Raw genomic sequence first — 18,622 nt, forward strand, 5'->3', positions numbered from 1 at the left:
TTGAAATAACCATGAGAATGTTGCTTTAATTGATTTATGGACGATTTAAATTCAGTAAGAGCGATAAGCGATCAGGAACTTTCCGATCGTCTAGCGCTTATCCAATTGTCGGCTCGCGATATCGAGTTACTAAAAAACTTGCATGTTCGGTTGAAAGGCATTCGCATGGACTTTCTCGATGAATTTTACGTGCAAATGTTACAGTTTGAGGAAACGAGCAGGCTTTTATCGGATCCCGAACAAGTCGAACGCTTGAAAACAAAACAAGCTGCCTATTTCGAACGTTTAATTGAAGGTCGATATGACCACGATTATGTCAAGGATAGGGTGCAAATCGGCGCAACGCATCATCGCATCGGTTTGAAGCCGCAATGGTATATTGGCGCTTATCATTTTTACTTGGCTTGGCTTTTCGAGCAAATGCAACACACACCGCATACAGAAGACAAGGAGTGTTTTGCGGCTTTGTTGGCCGTTATCAAAGTTATTTTGTTCGATATTGAATTGGCGATCGACGCGTATTTTCAGGCCGATCACGATATGCTCAGGCTCATGGCTCAAGTGTTCGAAAGCAATGTCGAGGGAGTGCTAATTAGCGATACTCGAGGGCGCATCCTGCATGCAAACCGTAAAGTTTCGTCGATTGCGGGCTATTCGCATGAGGAATTATTGCGTTTGCCGGTGACAACTTTATTGGCGCCGCAAGAGCGGAACGTGTTTGTCGACTACTGGCAGGGCATTAACGTCGGATCGCCTTGGCAAGGCGAAACGTATTTGCAAAAACGTGACGGAAAATCGTTTCCAGCCTGGGTTAATGTCAGTGCAGTGATGGATGATAATAATCGGGTGACTCATTTTGTCATCGAATTTTCCGATATTAGCGCTTATCGCTTAGCGCAAGAAGCATTGCAGCAACGTACCGAGGAGTTGGCAAGATCCAATAAAGAATTGGAGCAATTTGCCTATGTTGCATCGCATGACTTACAAGAACCGCTGCGCATGGTGGCCAGTTTTACGCAATTATTGGCGCGCCGGTATGAGGGTAAGCTGGATGCCGATGCCGACGAGTTTATTCATTATGCGGTCGATGGCGCGACACGAATGCAAACCCTGATCAACGATTTGTTGGCATATTCCAGAGTTGGAACGCGTGTGAAACCGTTCGAGCTGGTGAGTCTTGAAATCGTGTTGCAAAAGGCCTTGGATAATTTACGGCTTGCTGTCGAGGAAAGCGGCGCGGAAATCGTTCGGCCAACCCTGCCTACTATCTTGGGCGATACTGTCCAATTGACTCAATTGTTTCAAAACTTGATCGCTAATGCGATCAAGTTCCGTGGCGAAGCATCACCGAAAATAAATATTTCGGTATCATGCTCGGACGATTTTTGGCGAGTCGAATTAAACGATAACGGAATCGGAATAGCGCCTGAATTTTTTGAGCGTATTTTTGTAATTTTTCAACGCCTGCATACGAAGGAGGATTATCCCGGAACCGGAATCGGCCTTGCGATCTGCAAAAAGATCGTCGAGCGACACGGAGGAACGATTAGCGTCGAATCGGAGCCCGATCAGGGCGCTACTTTTATTGTGATATTACCTAAAATCAAAAGCGAGGAAGTGAACCAATGAGTCTGGAAGAGATTGGCCGTGCTGCGGAGTTTTTGCTGGTAGAGGATAATCCGGGCGATGTGCGCTTGACTAAAGAGGCTTTGACAGAGAGTAAAGTCAAAAATAATTTGAACGTGGTCGGCGATGGCGAGGAAGCAATGGCTTTTTTGAGGCGGCAGGGAAAATATGCCGAAGCGCCAAGGCCCGATGTTATTCTGCTCGATCTCAATTTACCCAAAAAAAACGGGCGCGAAGTCTTGGAAGAAATTAAAGCCGACCCGAGTCTAAAGCGAATTCCGGTTGTCATTATTACCTCTTCCGAAGCCGAACAGGACGTTTTGAGAACTTATGATCTGCATGTCAATTGTTATGTCAACAAGCCGGTGGATTTAGAACAATTTGTCAAGGTGGTGCAATCCATCGAAACGTTTTGGTTGACAATCGTCAAGTTGCCTTCCGAAATAGAGGAATAATGATGAGCCAGGTTGCCGCTAAAGTATTGCTGATAGAGGATAATCCGGGCGATGTTAAATTAGTTCAAGTATTGCTGGAGTCGAGTGATGAGCATCAGCAGCCTTTTGAATTGATTAGAGTCGGGCAGCTAAGCGATGCTTTTCCTCTTTTGTCGAAAGGCGGCATCATGGCGATATTGCTCGATTTAGGGCTGCCGGATGGTAACGGGATCGATACCTTGATTCGAGTACATGCTGCCGCACCTATGATTCCGATAGTCGTACTCAGCGCCGAGGAAGATGAAATGCTGGCGATACGCTCGGTACAATTGGGTGCACAGGATTTCCTGGTCAAACAGGGTATTTCGGGGATGTTACTCAGGCGGGCGATCTGTTATGCGATGGAACGAAAACGCTTGATGGAGCAATTGCAATATTTGGCTCATTACGATGTATTGACAGGACTGGCCAATCGAAAGTTGTTTTACGATAGGTTGAAGCATGATGTCATCGGAGCAAAGCGTTCGAAAAAATCATTGGCATTGATTTTTCTCGATCTGAACGACTTTAAACAAGTTAATGATTCTTTGGGGCATCATGCCGGCGACGAATTGCTCAAAAATGTTGCGAAACGTTTATCCGGTAGTGTGCGCGCTAGCGATTGCGTGGCCAGAATGGGAGGCGATGAATTTACGATTATCCTCAATGGTTTGAATAACGCAGAGGAAGCCGCCTTGATTGCCGATAAGATTTTGAAGGCTTTGGTCGAGCCGTTTCAGCTTGGCGGTTCCGTGATGGTCATTCGCGCCAGTTTGGGAATCGCAACCTATCCCGATGATAGCGATGAATTGGACAAGCTAATCGGGGCGGCCGATTCGGCAATGTACAAAGCCAAAGAGTCGGGCAGCGAAAAAATCAGCCGGTTTTGTTTTTATTCGGCGGCAATGACTGCCAAGGTCCAGCATGAGGTAAAAAAAGTTCATCAACTTAAGCGAGCCCACGAAAACGGCGAGTTCGAGTTGTATTACCAGCCGGAAGTCGACGTGCATAGCGGAAAGATCATTGGTATGGAAGCTTTGTTGCGTTGGCGCCATCCCAATCAGGGAGTTTTGACGCCGTCCTCGTTTATGCAGGATTTAGAAGATACCGGTCTCATCGTTCCTATCGGCGAATGGGTCATCCGGAAAGCCTGCGAGCAATGCAAAGTTTGGCAAGACCAAGGTTTTCCGACATTGACGGTGTCGATCAATATATCGGCAAAACAATTTCGTCATAATGGTTTTGCCGATGGTGTATTGGGTGCTATTGATCAGTTAAGTGTGAATCCGGCTTTGGTTGAGTTGGGTTTTAACGAAGAGACTCTATGGGAAGAAGAGGCGCGTTCCGTTATCGTGCTTGACCGATTAAGCAAAGCCGGTGTGAAATTGTCGTTGGATCATTTCGGTAGTGGATCGATTTCTTTTAAAACGTTAACGCGCTTTCCGATTCACGCCATTAAAATTGACCATGCGTTGATTGCCCAGGCGTCATCTGACTCGGCTGAAACGGCGATAGCCAAGGCAGCTATCGAAATTGCTCACGTATTCAATATCAAAGGCTTGGCTGGAGGTATTGAAACTCAGGACCAACTCGATTGGGCTCGCCGAATCGCTTGCGACGAGGTGCAGGGACATCTCTATAGTAAGCCTCTCCCGGTTGACGAGGCGACCGAATTAATGGCTCGGCATGATTTCTTGAGTCCGCAAGACTAATATGGCTATCCGTTAAAATGAAAATTTTACTAATTGAGGATCATAAGCCGGATGCGATATTGCTGCGTGAATTGTTGAGCGAAAATAGCACCGATCAGATTCATTTATTTCATTTGGAGCGATTAGGCGATGCGCTTGAGGCTCTGAAAAGTAGGGAGTTCGATATTGCCTTACTCGACTTGTCGTTGCCGGATGCCTTTGGACAGGAAACCTTTCGACGCTTGAATCGAGTTGCGCCGAGTCTGCCGATCATTGTCTTGACCGGGACCGACGATCAAGAGCTGGCAATGGATTTGGCGCAGGCGGGGGCTCAAGATTATCTAGTCAAGAGCGAATTGAGCAGCGGGCTTTTGCACCGTTCGCTGCATTATGCGATAGAACGTAAACGGACCGAATTAAAACTTCGTTTAGCGGCCACGGTATTCGAAAGTACGCTCGAAGGCATCATGATTACAGATGCCAAAACTAATATCATCAGCGTCAACGAGGCATTTTGCGAAATCACAGGCTATAGTACCGAGGAAATAGTCGGGTGTACGCCTACGATGTTCGAGTCGGAGCGTCATAGTAAGGCTTTTTTTCGTCAATTATGGGATATTCTCAATAAAACCGGTCAATGGCGAGGAGAGATATGGAATCGTCGTAAAAGCGGTGAGGTGTTTCCAGCCTGGGTTAATATCAGCGCGGTACCCAACATAGCGGATGATAAAATCGGACATTATGTCGCGGTATTTACAGAAATTACCGAACTTAAATTATCCGAAGAAAGGTTAAATTATCTGGCGCATCACGATCCGTTAACCGGGCTTCCCAATCGCTTATTATTTCAAGACCGATTGGCGCAAGGCATTCTGCAAGCGCAGCGCGGAAAGAGCATGATTGCCGTAATGTTTTTGGACTTGGATCGGTTTAAATTAATCAACGATACGCTCGGTCACCCGATTGGCGACGAGCTTTTGGTTGCGGTTGCCGAGCGTCTTCGTCGATGTGCGCGCGAAACCGATACGATTGCCCGTTTGGGCGGTGATGAGTTTGCGGTTGTTTTATCGAGCATGACGCATGAAGAAGATGTTGAGCATGTGGCGCAAAAGATTATTCAAGCCTTGTCTTCGGTGTTTTGCGTGGGCGGGCATGAGGTCTTCGTCACCACGAGTATCGGAATTACATTTTATCCGGGACTCAATAACGATCGAAGTAAATTGTTAGAGCAGGCCGATGTCGCCATGTATCATGCGAAAAAGCAAGGCCGCAATAACTATCAATATTATACGGCGGATATGAATGCCGCAGCGTATGAGCGGTTGATGCTCGAAACAAATTTGCGAAGAGCGTTGGAAAGGGAAGAATTCAGGCTGTACTATCAACCTCAGATTGATGTTCAAAGTGGGGCTGTGACCGGTGTCGAGGCGTTGATTCGTTGGCAAAGTCCGGAGCTTGGCTTGGTTTCTCCGGGCGGATTCATTCCTTTGCTGGAAGAGACCGGTTTAATCGTTCCGGTTGGCGAATGGGTTTTAGAAACCGCTTGCCGGCAAATGAAAGAATGGCTTGATGCCGGTTATCCGGCCATGACGATGGCGGTTAATTTATCCGCAAGGCAATTTCATCAAGCCGATTTAGTAGAAAGAATCGCGCAGATTTTACAAGAGCTTGATTTACCACCTGAGTTGTTGGAGTTGGAATTGACCGAAAGCATGGTTATGGAGAGCGTCGATTCGGCAGTTGAAATTCTGCACAAGCTAAAGCGAATGGGCGTCAAGGTGGCAATCGACGATTTCGGCACGGGGGTTTCATCTTTGGGGTATTTAAAGCATTTTCCGATCGATACCCTAAAAATCAGTCATGATTTCGTGTTGAATTTGCCCCGCGATTCGGTGGATGCCTCCATCGCTTCGGCGGTCATTAATCTTGCGCGTAATATGCAGTTAAGTAGTGTCGCCGAAGGCGTGGAAAATTCCGAGCAAATGGATTTTTTGCGTAACCAAGACTGCGAGCGATTACAAGGATATTTATTCAGTCGCCCGATTCCTGCAGAAAAGATGTCTGAATTGCTCGGAACTTGGCAAGCGATGCCGAAAAAATCGGGCTGAGTTGGATTATTAAGGAATATGCACAAAGTAACTTATACAAGTAGTAGGCTTTGTGGCGGTTTGGTGACTCGCTTGACAGGACGCCGTGAATACGTCCATGTAGGCTTGACGGCGGCTATCCCTGTCGCCGACACCTGTCAATCGAGCCACCAAACCTCCTCCAACAGTTGTCTAAGTTATTTCATGCTCGTTCCTAATAGGCTTTTCGGCGATTCGGTGACTCGTTTGACAGGATGCCGTGAATACTTCCATGTAGGCTTGACGGCGGAATCTGATTGGCATGGATGGCATGAACCTAAAAAGAGCAGTTGGCATGTGTTGTAGACCGTTCGTGCTGAGTAAAGTCGAAGCATGAAGGGTCTACAACACGTTCACCGGCCTGGTGAAGCCTCAAACTACCGTTCACCCTTCGACAAGTTCAGGGCGAACGGTAGTTTGAGGATCTCAACTGCTCTTTTTAGGATGAATGCAGATTTTGCAGGAGCAAAAGTCTGTCCTGCTGCCGACATCCTCGCCAAGCATACCCCACACCCTTTTTGATCTCCAAATTGGGAATTGCTGACCGAACCCCTCCCAGAAGTTGTCGAAGCTATTTCATGTTCGTTCCTAAAAATTAATCCCGAGCGAGTAAACAAGTCATGTGGATTCAAAAGCAAATTAAAATAAGCTCAAAAAAACGCGGCTTTCATTTAATCTCGCATGAAATTCGTCAAGGCTTTCCTGAGATAGGCGCGATGAAGTGCGGGTTATTACATCTATTTATACAGCATACTTCGGCATCGTTGGCGATTAATGAAAATGCCGATCCCGATGTCAGAATGGATATGGAGGCTTATTTTTCCAAAACGGTCCCGGAAAATGAACCTTATTATAGGCATACGCTCGAAGGGAGTGATGATATGCCGGCGCATTTAAAAAATATTATGATCGGTTGCCAGTTGACGATACCGGTTGGTTCGGGTCGAATGCTGTTGGGTACATGGCAAGGCATTTATTTGTGCGAGCATCGGGAAGATGCGGGTGCTAGAAACATAATTGCGACCATGACGGGTGATCTGCTTCACGAATAAATAGTGAGGCTACCTATTTACCCATCGGAGATCAAAATTCGGCGCCGAGGTGTTCGTCAAAGGACGCCGTGAATACGTCCATGTAGGCTCTATGCCAGCTCCATGCTGGCAAAGCCTTTGCCGAACACCCCGGTGCCTCCATGCGTCAATGCCCAAATTTGAAGCGCAATGGGTATGCATTCTCCGAGGCGGGAAAAAGTTGGGTGAGGTCAAATGAAAAATAATTTCTTGTCGATTCCATAGGAGTAATTAATGAAAAAAATATCGGCGATAATGATTATGTTGCCTTTTGTTTTTGCCGGAAGCTTAGCTCGGTCTGAAATTGGAGAGGTTAAGGATGTTGTGGTTTATCGAAGTCCTTCGTGTGGATGTTGTGGAAAATGGGTCAAACATCTTAAGGATAATAACTTTAATGTGATTGACAATATTGTTCACGATGTGGACTCGGTTAAACGTAAATATGGGGTTCCCAGCGAGTTGGCTTCCTGTCATACGGCGATAGTGGGCGATTATGTGATCGAAGGTCATGTGCCTGCCGAAGATATCGAAAAGCTCTTGAGTTTAAAATCCGATGTTTCAGGTATTGCCGTACCGGGGATGCCTGTCGGGACGCCTGGAATGGAAATGGGCGATCGCAAAGACGCTTATAAAGTCATTGCTTTCGATAAGGAAAGCCGTAAGCAGGTTTTTAGTGTGCATGAAGAATAAGATTATTTACTGTGCCAGCCAAGTTTCGGCGTCGGGAGGTCAAGAAGGCAGTAAATACCTCTATCAAAGAACGTTATGATTCTAGGCGCGAGGCTGAAGTCTTTGCGATTCGCCCCGGATACTGCTTGGCCGATGCCGAAATTTGACGTGCGATAGGCATGATTTAAAAATCGGCAAAAAAATGCCCTCTAAAAGAGGGCATTTTTTTTGCGGCGAATTGGGTTGAGGAGGCGCTTATCGGTTTATAGCTCGTCAATGCCCGATAATCCGTCAACCGACCAATTGTCAGTATTCAAAATGCCCGATTGATCATCGCCTTTTTTGTATTTTATCCGGCAAGCATATCTTCTTGTTATGCTTGCCGTGTCAGGGCTCGCTATTTCAACTTCCGCATTGATGACATATTGATAGTTGCCGATGCCCCATGCATTAAGCGGCTGTGCCGAAAAGAATGCCGAATACTTAGTATCAAGCTCTTCTTTTATATAGTTGTTACAGAAGGTAAAAGCAAGATCGGTCATTTCATTGGAAATGCTTTCTAAATCACCGATGTCCTGTGAGTCAACGAGAAAAAGGTCGGAGCTGACTACTTTATGTACAAAAGGCATGATGGCTTCACGCTGAAATAAGATAAGCCCGATGAAGCCGATGATAATAAACAAGAATTTAAAATTTTTCATTGAGGTTTTTAGTATATGGGGTTATGAAAACAAATGCGATTCTAACAGAATTCAGGCTGTAGGAAACTCAATTTGACAATATGAAAAGTATTGTGATTTTAGACTGTTAGCGTAAAAAACGGTCAGTGTAGCAAGTCGTTAACAAGTCTGGACAGTTGAAACAAGTCGATCAATGAAGACTCAAGAATAATGATAGCTAATTGTCATTAAGCATTTTTATCAGGCGTGATGCTTGAGTCAATAGCTAATTACTTGCAGATGGAATAAAGCCTTGAATTTTTAATCAAGCTGTCCGAAAAAAGACGATAAGCGCGAAGATTTTATTTCGGCACCAGGGGGCCCGTCAAAGGGCGTTGTGAATACGCCCATGCAGGCTCTATGCCGGCATCCATGCCGGAAAAGCCTTTGCCGAACATTTCGGCGCTTCCTTAAGCAATGCCGAAATTCGAAGTGCGAAAGGTATAGTTATCACGAAATCCTTGCTCTTGGGAGTCGACACCAAGATGGTGATTGTATAGTCACCGAAGCAATCGACTATGGCATTGAAAAAATTGATAATCGCTACCGTAACGTCATAACTACCAGCTCAATATGTCGTTACGGCAGTCCATAGCGGAATAACGAAGCATTAATTAGGTATGTGTAAATGCCCGGTCGGAAATGGAAAGTTTGCCTTCGCCTCTTGCGCATGTTGCCTAACAGCTTATTTATTTTTCCTGATTAGCAAGATGCTTCGGCTTGCCAAAGCCAGGTGTCGGAGCAGGGTCCAGTCGTAGTCGCAAAAACTAAAATATGCTGTTACCCAAGCTCCAACGCTCATCGTTATACATAAGTCAAAAATTTCTCTTTTGCAATCTTAGCCAATGAGACCTCGATGCCATTTATTGCCACCCAACGAAACCGGCTTCGAAATCGCGGATCAGGGGATCGCTCCCACAGAGCGTTCATCGCCGCCTTCGTCGCGACTATCGAAACCAATGACGATCAATATCCACAGATTTATCAAACATCAACGCTCCCAGTGATTCGATAAACTCAGTTCAGCAAGTGTGCCGGCACTTATGTATAACGATGAGAGCTCTAGCTTGGGTAACCTGTTCAGGAAACTGGAGCTTCCGGGGGGGGGGGCTTTCCTAAGCTGGATCTTGGGAAAGAGCGTGATGTGGCTTGGCCGTTTTTAGCTTGACGCGCATGGCTTACGAACTCCGTCCTGCTAGGGAGATGCTGAATCTTTGGGCTTTAGCTGAAGAAACTTGCTAATCAGGTTATTTTTTGGCATTGCTATGATCGAAATGGAATGAAAATGATCCGAAAAACAGGCTTTTGTAAGCAACCGATAAATAAGAGGTTAAGGGCTGGAAGATAAATGAAAATCAGGGTGGATAAAGAACTAATGATTAATAGCGCACTAGATCGGTCATAAATTAAGTTGACAAGCCTTTTCGAAATGATAAACTGAGCAGCACCAAATTGGACTGGTAGAGCTTAAATAAAAGCGTTAAAGGGATGTTTTAAAACAACCGCCCTTCGGGGTTTTTAAAAATTTTTTAGGAGGTAGAAATGGCTGCTACAACTGAGTCAGTTAAAGCTGATGCTGCAGAAGCACCACTTTTGAACAAAAAAAATATAATTGCCGGTGCATCTTTGTACCTGGTATTTTATGCTTGGGTTCGTTGGTATGAAGGCGTTTATGGCTGGTCCGCCGGTCTTGACTCTTTCGCTCCGGAATTCGAAACTTACTGGATGAACTTCCTGTACATCGAAATGGTTCTGGAAGTATTGACAGCTTCTATCTTGTGGGGTTATATCTGGAAAACTCGTGATCGTAAAGTGATGTCAATCACTCCACGTGAAGAGTTGAGAAGACATTTTACTCACTGGACATGGCTAATGATGTACGGCATCGCGATCTACTTCGGTGCTAGCTACTTCACAGAGCAAGACGGTACATGGCATCAAACCATCGTACGTGATACTGACTTCACTCCAAGTCATATCATTGAGTTCTACTTGAGCTACCCAATCTATATCATCACTGGTGGCGCTTCTTTCTTGTACGCTAAAACAAGACTTCCAACTTACCAACAAGGTTTGTCTCTGCAATACCTGGTTGTTGTTGTAGGTCCATTCATGATTCTGCCAAACGTTGGTTTGAACGAGTGGGGTCATACTTTCTGGTTTATGGAAGAATTGTTTGTTGCTCCTCTGCACTATGGTTTCGTCTTCTTCGGATGGTCGGCTCTGGGTGTATTGGGTGTAATCAACATCGAGTTGGGCGCATTGTCCAAGCTGCTGAAAAAAGACTTAGCATAAGTTAGGTCTGTAAAAACTATCTCCTGGTCGCTTCTTCTTCATTGAAGAAGCGATACAGAAAATAGTAAAAATAAATAATAATTTTTAAATCCTTTAGGAGGTAAGCTAATGAGCGCATCTCAATCAGCTGTTCGTTCACGCGCAGAAGCTGTCAAAGTTTCTCGTACGTTCGACTACATGATTCTCTTTACGGCGTTTTTTGTTGTTCTCGGTGGTTATCATATCCACTATATGTTGACTGGCGGTGACTGGGATTTCTGGACCGATTGGAAAGATAGACGTCTATGGGTAACTGTAGCGCCAATCGTTTCAATTACTTTCCCTGCTGCGGTTCAAGCTGTACTTTGGTGGCGCTATCGCATCGCTTGGGGTGCAACTCTGTGTATCTTAGGTCTGTTACTCGGTGAGTGGATCAACAGATACTTCAACTTCTGGGGATGGACATACTTCCCAGTTAACTTTGTATTCCCTTCAAACCTGATGCCAGGTGCGATCGTATTAGACGTTATCCTGATGCTTTCTAACAGCATGACTCTGACTGCGGTTGTTGGTGGTTTGGCTTGGGGCTTACTGTTCTATCCAGGTAACTGGCCAATCATTGCTCCATTACATGTTCCTGTTGAATACAACGGCATGATGATGACTCTGGCTGACCTTCAAGGTTACCACTATGTTAGAACTGGTACTCCTGAGTACATCCGTATGGTTGAAAAAGGAACACTGAGAACATTTGGTAAAGACGTTGCTCCAGTATCAGCGTTCTTCTCTGGTTTCGTAAGTATCTTGATTTACTTCTTGTGGCACTTCTTCGGAAGATGGTTCGGAAGTGAAAAATTTGTACAAGGTTCTTGATACAAACTTAATAATCAAAAAACCACGGTATATTCATTTCGAATCTACTGGATGCTTATAAAACTATTAATTCTCTGTAATAGAGGAGGATATATGAAAATAATAAAAGACAAAGTTGCTAAATTGTCCTTTGTCGCACTGCTCGTATCTGTAACGGCAGCGATGTTTTACACTCCGACAGCATCTGCTCATGGTGAGAAATCACAGGCGGCGTTCATGCGTATGCGGACCATTCACTGGTTCGATTTGAACTGGTCTAAAGACCAAGTTGCAGTCAATGAAACTATGTCAATTTCAGGTAAATTCCACGTATTCGCGGGATGGCCGGAAACTGTCGATAAGCCAGAAGTTTCTTTCTTGAACATCGGTATTCCTGGTCCTGTATTTATTCGTGCAGGTTCTTGGATCGGTGGTCAATTAGTTCCTCGTTCAGTAACTTTGGAACTTGGCGAAACTTATGAGTTTAAAGTTTTATTGAAAGCACGTCGTCCAGGTGACTGGCACGTTCATACTATGATGAACGTTCAAGGCGGTGGTCCTATCATTGGCCCAGGTAAATGGGTAACTATTACTGGTAAAATGAGCGATTTCAGAAACCCAATCACTACTTTGACCGGTGAAACCATTGATCTGGAAAACTATGCATTAGACGGTGTCTATGGATGGCATTTGTTCTGGTACGTTTTGGGTATTGCTTGGATGGTATACTGGTGCCGCAAGCCTGTATTCATTCCACGTAGAATAGCTGTCGATGCTGGTAAAGCCGATTCATTGATCACACCAACTGACAAAAAAGTTGGTATGGCTTTCGCTGCTGGTACTATGGCAATCGTTGCTATCTCAATGGGTCAAGCCAACGAGAAATATCCTGTTACGACTCCATTGCAAGCAGGTTTGATGCGCGGTATTAAATCTTTAGAACTTCCACAACCTACAGTTTCTGTAAAAGTTGTTGACGCTTCTTACCGTGTACCAGGTCGTGCAATGCAAATGACTTTGGAACTCGTTAACAACGGTGATTCTGCAGTTCGTTTGGCTGAGTTCAACACAGCTGCTGTTCGTTTCTTGGATTCTGAAGTGTACGAAGACGACACTAACTATCCAGATGATTTGTTAGCCGAAGACGGTTTGACTGTTAGCGATAACAGCCCGCTGGCTCCAGGCGAAACAAGAACAGTTGAAGTTACTGCTTCTGACGCAGCATGGGAAGTTTACCGTTTAGCTGACTTGATCTACGATCCAGACAGCCGTTTCGCGGGTCTGTTGTTCTTCATCGATGAAGACGGCAACCGTCAAATGGTAATGGTAGATGCACCATTGATCCCAACATTCATCTAATGAATAGCTTGGTCTAATTATATAGACTAAGTAGGGTTAAAGCCCTCGTGCTGAAAAGCACGGGGGCTTTTTTATTTGTATCGAAAAAGTGAGAGTGTTTGATTTAGCTTGAATGCGCGACTGGCTAAGGGGTTAAGTAGAAAAACCAGTGGAGAGTTGTCATAAAAGAGCAGTTGACATGTGATGTAGTCGGAGCATACCGTTTTCGTATTCCTCTGCGCTGCATAAGGGGTAAGGAATATGCACAAAATAACTTATACAAGTAGTAGGCTTTGTGGCGGTTTGGTGACTCGCTTGACAGGACGCCGTGAATACGTCCCTGTAGGCTTGACGGTGGCTATCCCTGCCGCCGACACCTGTCAATCGAGCCACCAAACCCCCTTCCAACAGTTGTCTAAGTTATTTCATGCTCGTTCCTAAGTGATTTAATAGCAACTTGGAAAGAGTGGATATGTATTGGGTGTTTTACTCCCTTTTGATTGAAAAACCGCCTAAGAATAAAAGGTATGGGATATGTCTATCGAGGCAGCAATTCCCAGTTTGAGCAGTTTCGCCGATTTTAGAGTGTGGGGTATGCCTGCCGACATCCTCGCTAGCTGCACCCAATATCTTCATAAAGCTAACCATTTTTTGAGTATAAAGGGAGTAGCTTGATGCGTATGGTGTGTATGTCTTTTGCACTTCAAATTTCGGCAGTGCCAGAGGAGGAGCCTGGGTGTCCGATAAAGGCTTTGCCAGCATGGAGCTGGGATAGGGGCTACATGAACGTTTCACGGCGCCCTTTAGCGGACACCCAGGCGCCGAATTTTGATCTACGACGGGTATTACTCCCATTTGGTTGAAAAACCGTTAAACCTAAATTCGGAAGTTTAACCATGAAGTTGATGGAGTTCATAAAGCATTTCAAGAAATTATAAACATTCTCGCTAACCGTCTTGGTGAGCCAATGATCTATGTGTATATTCTGGCCCAAACTGAACACTTTCCGGATTTTCCAGAATCGGTGTTCCAGTTACCAGAATCCCATCTAACGCATTGTTTATCTAATCAGTTTATCCTTCCCGCCTTATTGTGGAAAAGATAAGGTCAGCGAATAGAACGGCCATTCGAAAATTACGAGAAGTACTCAGGCTTCGCTACAGCGCCGTATTAAACAAAAAAACCTAAATTCGCAAGTCAGGCCACTAAAATCACGAAATACACCATAGAGTAGACACTAAGTTGGCGCTTATGGAGGGGTGAACGGCGGCTTGAAGGGTAAGTGTTGGCAACTCAAAGCAGAAAAATGCTCTTGAATGCTCAGCATTCATTACATCTTTGCCAAGCACATCCCACGCCCTTTTTGATCCCCAAATGGGGAATTGCTGCTAGCTAAGCCTTATACCTTCATGAGGTTAGCTAATTTTTGACTGCAAATCTAGAAAAAATTCACTATGAAGATCATAAAGAATAAGAAGTTGATTCAATAAATTGGTGTGCCTTCTTATGGGGGTGGGCAGCGCAATGTTTATAGCTTGTTTTTTATTGCCATGAGGATAATGAAGGGAAGAGAATTGAGTGCTTTGTGAGCGGTCTCAATATCACGAATGAACTCAATAGATAAACTCAATGCGGTAATACAGCATTTTCAAATCAAACACTCCAATGGCAATAATGATGACATAGACTGTTAATGGTTATACCCATCGCACTTCAAATTTCGTCATTGACGCGTGGAGGTGCCGGGGTGTTCGGCAAAGGTCTTGACAGCAGGGGTGCTGTCAAGAGCCTACATGGACGTTTCACGGCGTCCATTGACGAACACCCCTGCGCCGAAATTTGACCAGCAAAGGGTATAGTAACGCGATTAAATAGAATACGCTGTGTCTTCAAGTTATTCATACTCTTCATGGTAGAACTAAAATCATATTTTTTTGAATCAACGCCCGTTCTTATAAAGATTTAGCTCGCCCGATAGGTTAGCGGGACTGCACGGTTAATATAGTGAGTGACTTAATGAGCTTCAGGCGCTTAATGGTTAAGCTATCAAATTTAGGATATAGGGAATAATTATATATTTCCTATGTCAAATTTCGGCACTGCTTGAGGAGGCGCCGGGGGGTGCGGAAAAGGCTTGGCCAGCATGGAGGTGGCATAGAGGCTGCTAGTATGTATTAACGGCGTTCTTTGACGGACATCACGGGGCCGAATTTTGATCTACGATGGGTATACGTCTAAAAGTTTTGATGGGTGGGCTCTATGGATGGGCTCTTAATTCGCTACATATATTGAAAACTATTGCGGCAATTAATGTGGAGATGGGGCTGATCGCATGGGAACCTGCTTAAAGAATTAGAAATATAATTCGAAGCGCGGTAAAGGCTATTAAAAAGTTGGAAAGCTGAGGAGAATATTTCTAAGAAAAATTGCGGAAGGAGCAGGGAGAGGAATAAGGTGACGAGATGATTGTATGGAGTTGAGAAAGCTAAAATTGAATATGAATCCAGCTTATTTGAAAACAAGCTGGATTCATTAGGTCAAAGCTTACAATCTAATAGTTGTATTTTCAACTTTTTGTTTGGAGCTATCAGGATCGTCCAGGCAGCCTGTTAAACCAACGATCATTAATGCCATAGCTAAAAGTGATAAAACTTTTTTCATACTATCCTCCAAAAGAATTTATTTTTATATTAATAAAATTACAGTACTAAATGCTTAGCACGGTATTTTTATATCATGGCAAAAATATCTATGCAACATTTAAATTAAAATGAGCGTAGATGTCATAATGGTAGGGGGGGAGATTTATGCTAAAAAGTATGTTGTTGTTTATAGTAAGCTATTGTTCTAAAAAGAAACATAAATAATGAGAATTAACTCGATGCTTACTTGGGTTATTCGAATAGTTCGCTCGTAACTCACGCAGCTGTATGGTGAAGTCACTCAAGCTTTAGAATGGAGGAATTGTCTGGTCCGGCAATCGGTTTTGGTAAATATTTAGTCCTCCTCTTTTAAAAAGACGACGGCATGGACAACTAGAGGTAGAACGCAGGAGCAGTTGCCGAGGGGTTAGGTGAAGTTTTTTTAATGAATAACTTTATTCAAAGGGGTAGAGTCATAAGCGCCAGATTAGAGCCTATTCTCCTCCCTAAAATCTGCGACATCCTCGCTAGCCACACCTCATACCTTCATAAAGCTAACCATTTTTAGAGTATAAAGGGAGTATGGTGCGTTTATGGCTTTATTCGTCATATCGGTATGGGTTGTCGATATCCATGGTGCATTGATGTGGTGCTACGCATTGCCATCCTTGGTCCTGGATTCCGCCAATCCCTGGCGGAATGACGCGTTCCTTCCTTAAATTAGTACTTATGGGGTATAAGTATCTACACATTTTTATCATTTAAAATCATGCTGTTATACCTTTTGCACTTCAAGTTTCGGCGGTGCCCGAGGAGGCTCCGGGGTGTCCGACAAAGGCTTTGCCAGCATGGAGCTGGCATAGAGCCTACATGGGCCTATTCACGGCGTCCTTAGGTGAACGCCCCGGCGCCGAATTTTGATCTACGATAGGTATTTAAAGTTTCTTCTGGTTTATTATGAAGATAGGGACTAAAAATTGAAGTTTTTAGTCTACTTTTTTATCCTAGATAACAGAAAAATTAACTTAACTAATTGTTTTATAAAGCTGAAAACTTGTGTAGATACCTATGGCTTATGGGGGGGGGGGGGCTGCATGTTTGAAATGTAGGGGTCTGAATAATTACTATTTATGAGTATAAGGGGAGTAAATTGCAAAACCTTGTCGTTATTCAGGTGTGACAGTAGGCCAATAGCTTGATTTAAGGGAGGCATGATTGAGCAGCATTTGGCTTAGGTTGCTATGGAATTGCTGATGTTTCCAATGGACTGTGCCAAGGTTTGACCATTCTCCACTGAGGTTTTGATTCAGCAAGTCATAAACCCAGAATGATGGCGCCGAGTTTGTCTTGATCTTGATGGTGAACACAGTGTCATCAAGGTTTAGCTCAAGTCTATGGGACCAGTATGCAGTGATTTTCATGATCAGTTTGTTGAGCCTGATAACATCGATATTCGGTGTGACGGCAATATTGGCCCACATTGAATGAACGCGTCCCCAGTGAGGGGCAAGTATTCGCCCTTCTTGGTTGATGAACGGTAACCAGGCTTCATCTCCTTCATTATTGGTATAGGTGATTGCGAGTAATGAGTCATAGCCCTCAAAATGGTCGTGTAAATAAAGAGCGTGGGGTGTTATACCGATGAATGAATGGGATAGTAACAAAATCGAATTGCTGGCCTGGGTTAGTGTGAGCGTCATAGGGTTGTTGCGTGTGTCGACATTAAGTCGATATAGCAGTCCGTAGTGCAAGGAGCTATTGATTTGTAGTATACAAATGATAAAAAGGGCTTTAGACAGCGTTTTTAAGTTTTTTCTTAAACGAGGGTTGTCGGTCTCAAATAAGCGGTCATAAAAGGTGGGTAATTTACATTGGGTTGTATTTGGGATGATGCAGTCTTGATTGCATGGCGTGCGTTGTCTGTTGTCGGCTATGTTGCGATAGATTGTTTTGGTCAGATGATAAATGCCAGGAATACTCATTAACCAGCCGAATAAGAATGGATAGCGCATTTTTATTAGGATTCGTATATAGGTATTGATGCCGCTATAAACTTTTCCGTTTTCATCGACGGCATAAAGATCCGTTAGTAGGGTGTTTAGTGGTATGGAAGATAGAGCGGGTTGTTTATTTGAAAAGGTTTGAGCGTCTTTAAATTCAATGCATTTGAAAATATCGAAATGATTGACGGTTAATGCGGTCCGGTTGCATAAAGGGCAGTCTTTGTCGTAATAGACAAGTAATAAAGGCTGAGTGGGTCTTAAGGTTTTCGCTAAGCAACGCCACCATGAAAATGGAACCAGTAGAATGTAAAAAATGAGCATGCTAAGGCCAAACGGATAAATGTTTAGAGAAATCGTTATGCCAAGGTGTAAGCCAATGCCAATAAAAAGGTAGATGGGGCGTAAGTGACGGTTTGAAAATAAGAATAGAAAGCTGAATTGAAAAATGATAATGGTATAGCCAATCATCTTTTGTAAGACTTCCTGGTTGAGCAGCCAGGACATATTGATCGCGGATACATAATAAGGCTGTGTGGACGGAAGCCAGGCGCCTAGGCCGTTTCGCCAGTGTTCAGCAAATAATTTATGAATCGCCGAGTCGAAATATAGAAAGCCCAGGCAGATCAATATAGGGAGGTGGTAGCTGAGGATTGAAACAGTAGGTTTTTGATGTTGCGAATAATGACGAAAAGGTGTGCTGAGTTTTAGCCTTAATTGATCAATTGCAAAGGCTTTGTCGGTCGGCATGAAGAGTAGAAAAAATCCTGCTCCGGTCATAAATGCATCGAATCCGCCGTCAAAGTCGCGCTGCATGGGGGTAAATTGTACAAAGACGATCCAAAAAATGTAGCTGACAATCAGGGCGTATTGGCATTGGTAGCCAGCGATTATGAATAAGGCAGCAATCGCCCAGAGGCAAAGAAAAAAAGGAATGAGTGGGAATTCGACGTCAATGTAAGGAGTAGGGTCGAAAATTAGATGGTTGAAATATAACAAGAAGCAGATTTCTTGAAATAACACCATTCCGTAGAATAGTCGGAATAAGCCGATGCCGGTGGCTGGGGCGGGTTTAGTATGGAGTTGGTATATCTTGGTGTAAATAAAATGATACATTTAATAAAGCAATGTGCTGATTAAAT

General features: G+C 44.2%; 11 protein-coding genes. 9 read left to right on the plus strand and 2 right to left on the minus strand.

The features are described from left to right. The first annotated feature begins 36 nt into the window (after positions 1–36). The 6 genes from METBU_RS24675 to METBU_RS0118230 all read left to right on the plus strand — a co-directional run bounded on the left by METBU_RS24675 (position 37) and on the right by METBU_RS0118230 (position 7,676). Positions 37–1,629, plus strand: coding sequence for a sensor histidine kinase (locus METBU_RS24675; RefSeq protein ID WP_017841984.1), 1,593 nt, complete (start codon positions 37–39; stop codon positions 1,627–1,629). Continuing rightward, a complete protein-coding gene (locus tag METBU_RS0118210; RefSeq protein ID WP_017841985.1) occupies positions 1,626–2,081 on the plus strand; it encodes a response regulator in 456 nt (151 codons plus the stop codon). Before METBU_RS24675 ends, METBU_RS0118210 begins: the two co-directional genes overlap by 4 nt. Before the next feature lie 2 nt (positions 2,082–2,083). After that, positions 2,084–3,811, plus strand: a complete 1,728-nt coding sequence (locus tag METBU_RS0118215) for a GGDEF/EAL domain-containing response regulator (RefSeq protein ID WP_026130314.1) — start codon at positions 2,084–2,086, stop codon at positions 3,809–3,811. A gap of 17 nt (positions 3,812–3,828) precedes the next feature. Beyond that, positions 3,829–5,898: a putative bifunctional diguanylate cyclase/phosphodiesterase gene (locus METBU_RS0118220; RefSeq protein ID WP_017841987.1), complete on the plus strand. Its 2,070-nt coding sequence runs from the start codon at positions 3,829–3,831 to the stop codon at positions 5,896–5,898. 638 nt (positions 5,899–6,536) lie between these two features. Then, positions 6,537–6,968 carry a secondary thiamine-phosphate synthase enzyme YjbQ gene (locus METBU_RS0118225; RefSeq protein ID WP_017841988.1) on the plus strand — a complete coding sequence of 144 codons (432 nt, stop codon included), beginning with the start codon at positions 6,537–6,539 and terminating at the stop codon, positions 6,966–6,968. Positions 6,969–7,220: 252 nt separating this feature from the next. Beyond that, entirely contained in the window at positions 7,221–7,676 is a 456-nt protein-coding gene (locus tag METBU_RS0118230) for a DUF411 domain-containing protein (protein ID WP_017841989.1), read from the plus strand. 242 nt (positions 7,677–7,918) lie between these two features. Here METBU_RS0118230 and METBU_RS0118235 read toward each other — a convergent pair whose 3' ends face one another. Beyond that, the gene (locus tag METBU_RS0118235; RefSeq protein ID WP_017841990.1) at positions 7,919–8,356 is read right to left on the minus strand and encodes a hypothetical protein; all 438 of its coding nucleotides are present in this window, start codon (positions 8,354–8,356) and stop codon (positions 7,919–7,921) included. 1,560 nt (positions 8,357–9,916) lie between these two features. On the opposite strand from METBU_RS0118235, the gene amoC reads away from it, so the two are divergent. The 3 genes from amoC (at position 9,917) to amoB (ending at position 12,859) form a co-directional block, all read left to right on the plus strand. After that, on the plus strand, positions 9,917–10,669 hold the full coding sequence (gene amoC, locus METBU_RS0118245) for a bacterial ammonia monooxygenase, subunit AmoC (RefSeq protein WP_017841992.1): 753 nt from the start codon (positions 9,917–9,919) through the stop codon (positions 10,667–10,669). A 108-nt stretch (positions 10,670–10,777) separates the two neighbouring features. Continuing rightward, the gene (amoA, locus tag METBU_RS0118250) at positions 10,778–11,521 is read left to right on the plus strand and encodes a bacterial ammonia monooxygenase, subunit AmoA (protein WP_017841993.1); all 744 of its coding nucleotides are present in this window, start codon (positions 10,778–10,780) and stop codon (positions 11,519–11,521) included. Positions 11,522–11,614: 93 nt separating this feature from the next. Continuing rightward, complete coding sequence (gene amoB, locus METBU_RS0118255) at positions 11,615–12,859, plus strand: bacterial ammonia monooxygenase, subunit AmoB (RefSeq protein WP_017841994.1); 1,245 nt, start codon at positions 11,615–11,617, stop codon at positions 12,857–12,859. A 3,787-nt stretch (positions 12,860–16,646) separates the two neighbouring features. Here amoB and METBU_RS0118260 read toward each other — a convergent pair. Then, positions 16,647–18,596 (minus strand): DCC1-like thiol-disulfide oxidoreductase family protein, encoded by a 1,950-nt coding sequence (locus METBU_RS0118260; protein ID WP_026130315.1) that lies wholly within the window; start codon positions 18,594–18,596, stop codon positions 16,647–16,649. Positions 18,597–18,622 lie beyond the last annotated feature (26 nt).

This window comes from Methylotuvimicrobium buryatense 5G (assembly GCF_000341735.1).
GTDB lineage: Bacteria > Pseudomonadota > Gammaproteobacteria > Methylococcales > Methylomonadaceae > Methylotuvimicrobium > Methylotuvimicrobium buryatense.

Excerpts from the sequence above, each read along its gene's own strand:
- METBU_RS0118260 (WP_026130315.1), bottom strand. The coding sequence starts at position 18,596 with ATGTATCATTTTATTTACACCAAGATATACCAACTCCATACTAAACCC.
- METBU_RS0118235 (WP_017841990.1), bottom strand. The coding sequence starts at position 8,356 with ATGAAAAATTTTAAATTCTTGTTTATTATCATCGGCTTCATCGGGCTT.
- amoC (WP_017841992.1), top strand. The coding sequence starts at position 9,917 with ATGGCTGCTACAACTGAGTCAGTTAAAGCTGATGCTGCAGAAGCACCA.
- METBU_RS0118220 (WP_017841987.1), top strand. The coding sequence starts at position 3,829 with ATGAAAATTTTACTAATTGAGGATCATAAGCCGGATGCGATATTGCTG.
- METBU_RS0118210 (WP_017841985.1), top strand. The coding sequence starts at position 1,626 with ATGAGTCTGGAAGAGATTGGCCGTGCTGCGGAGTTTTTGCTGGTAGAG.
- METBU_RS0118230 (WP_017841989.1), top strand. The coding sequence starts at position 7,221 with ATGAAAAAAATATCGGCGATAATGATTATGTTGCCTTTTGTTTTTGCC.
- METBU_RS0118215 (WP_026130314.1), top strand. The coding sequence starts at position 2,084 with ATGAGCCAGGTTGCCGCTAAAGTATTGCTGATAGAGGATAATCCGGGC.
- amoA (WP_017841993.1), top strand. The coding sequence starts at position 10,778 with ATGAGCGCATCTCAATCAGCTGTTCGTTCACGCGCAGAAGCTGTCAAA.
- METBU_RS0118225 (WP_017841988.1), top strand. The coding sequence starts at position 6,537 with ATGTGGATTCAAAAGCAAATTAAAATAAGCTCAAAAAAACGCGGCTTT.
- METBU_RS24675 (WP_017841984.1), top strand. The coding sequence starts at position 37 with ATGGACGATTTAAATTCAGTAAGAGCGATAAGCGATCAGGAACTTTCC.
- amoB (WP_017841994.1), top strand. The coding sequence starts at position 11,615 with ATGAAAATAATAAAAGACAAAGTTGCTAAATTGTCCTTTGTCGCACTG.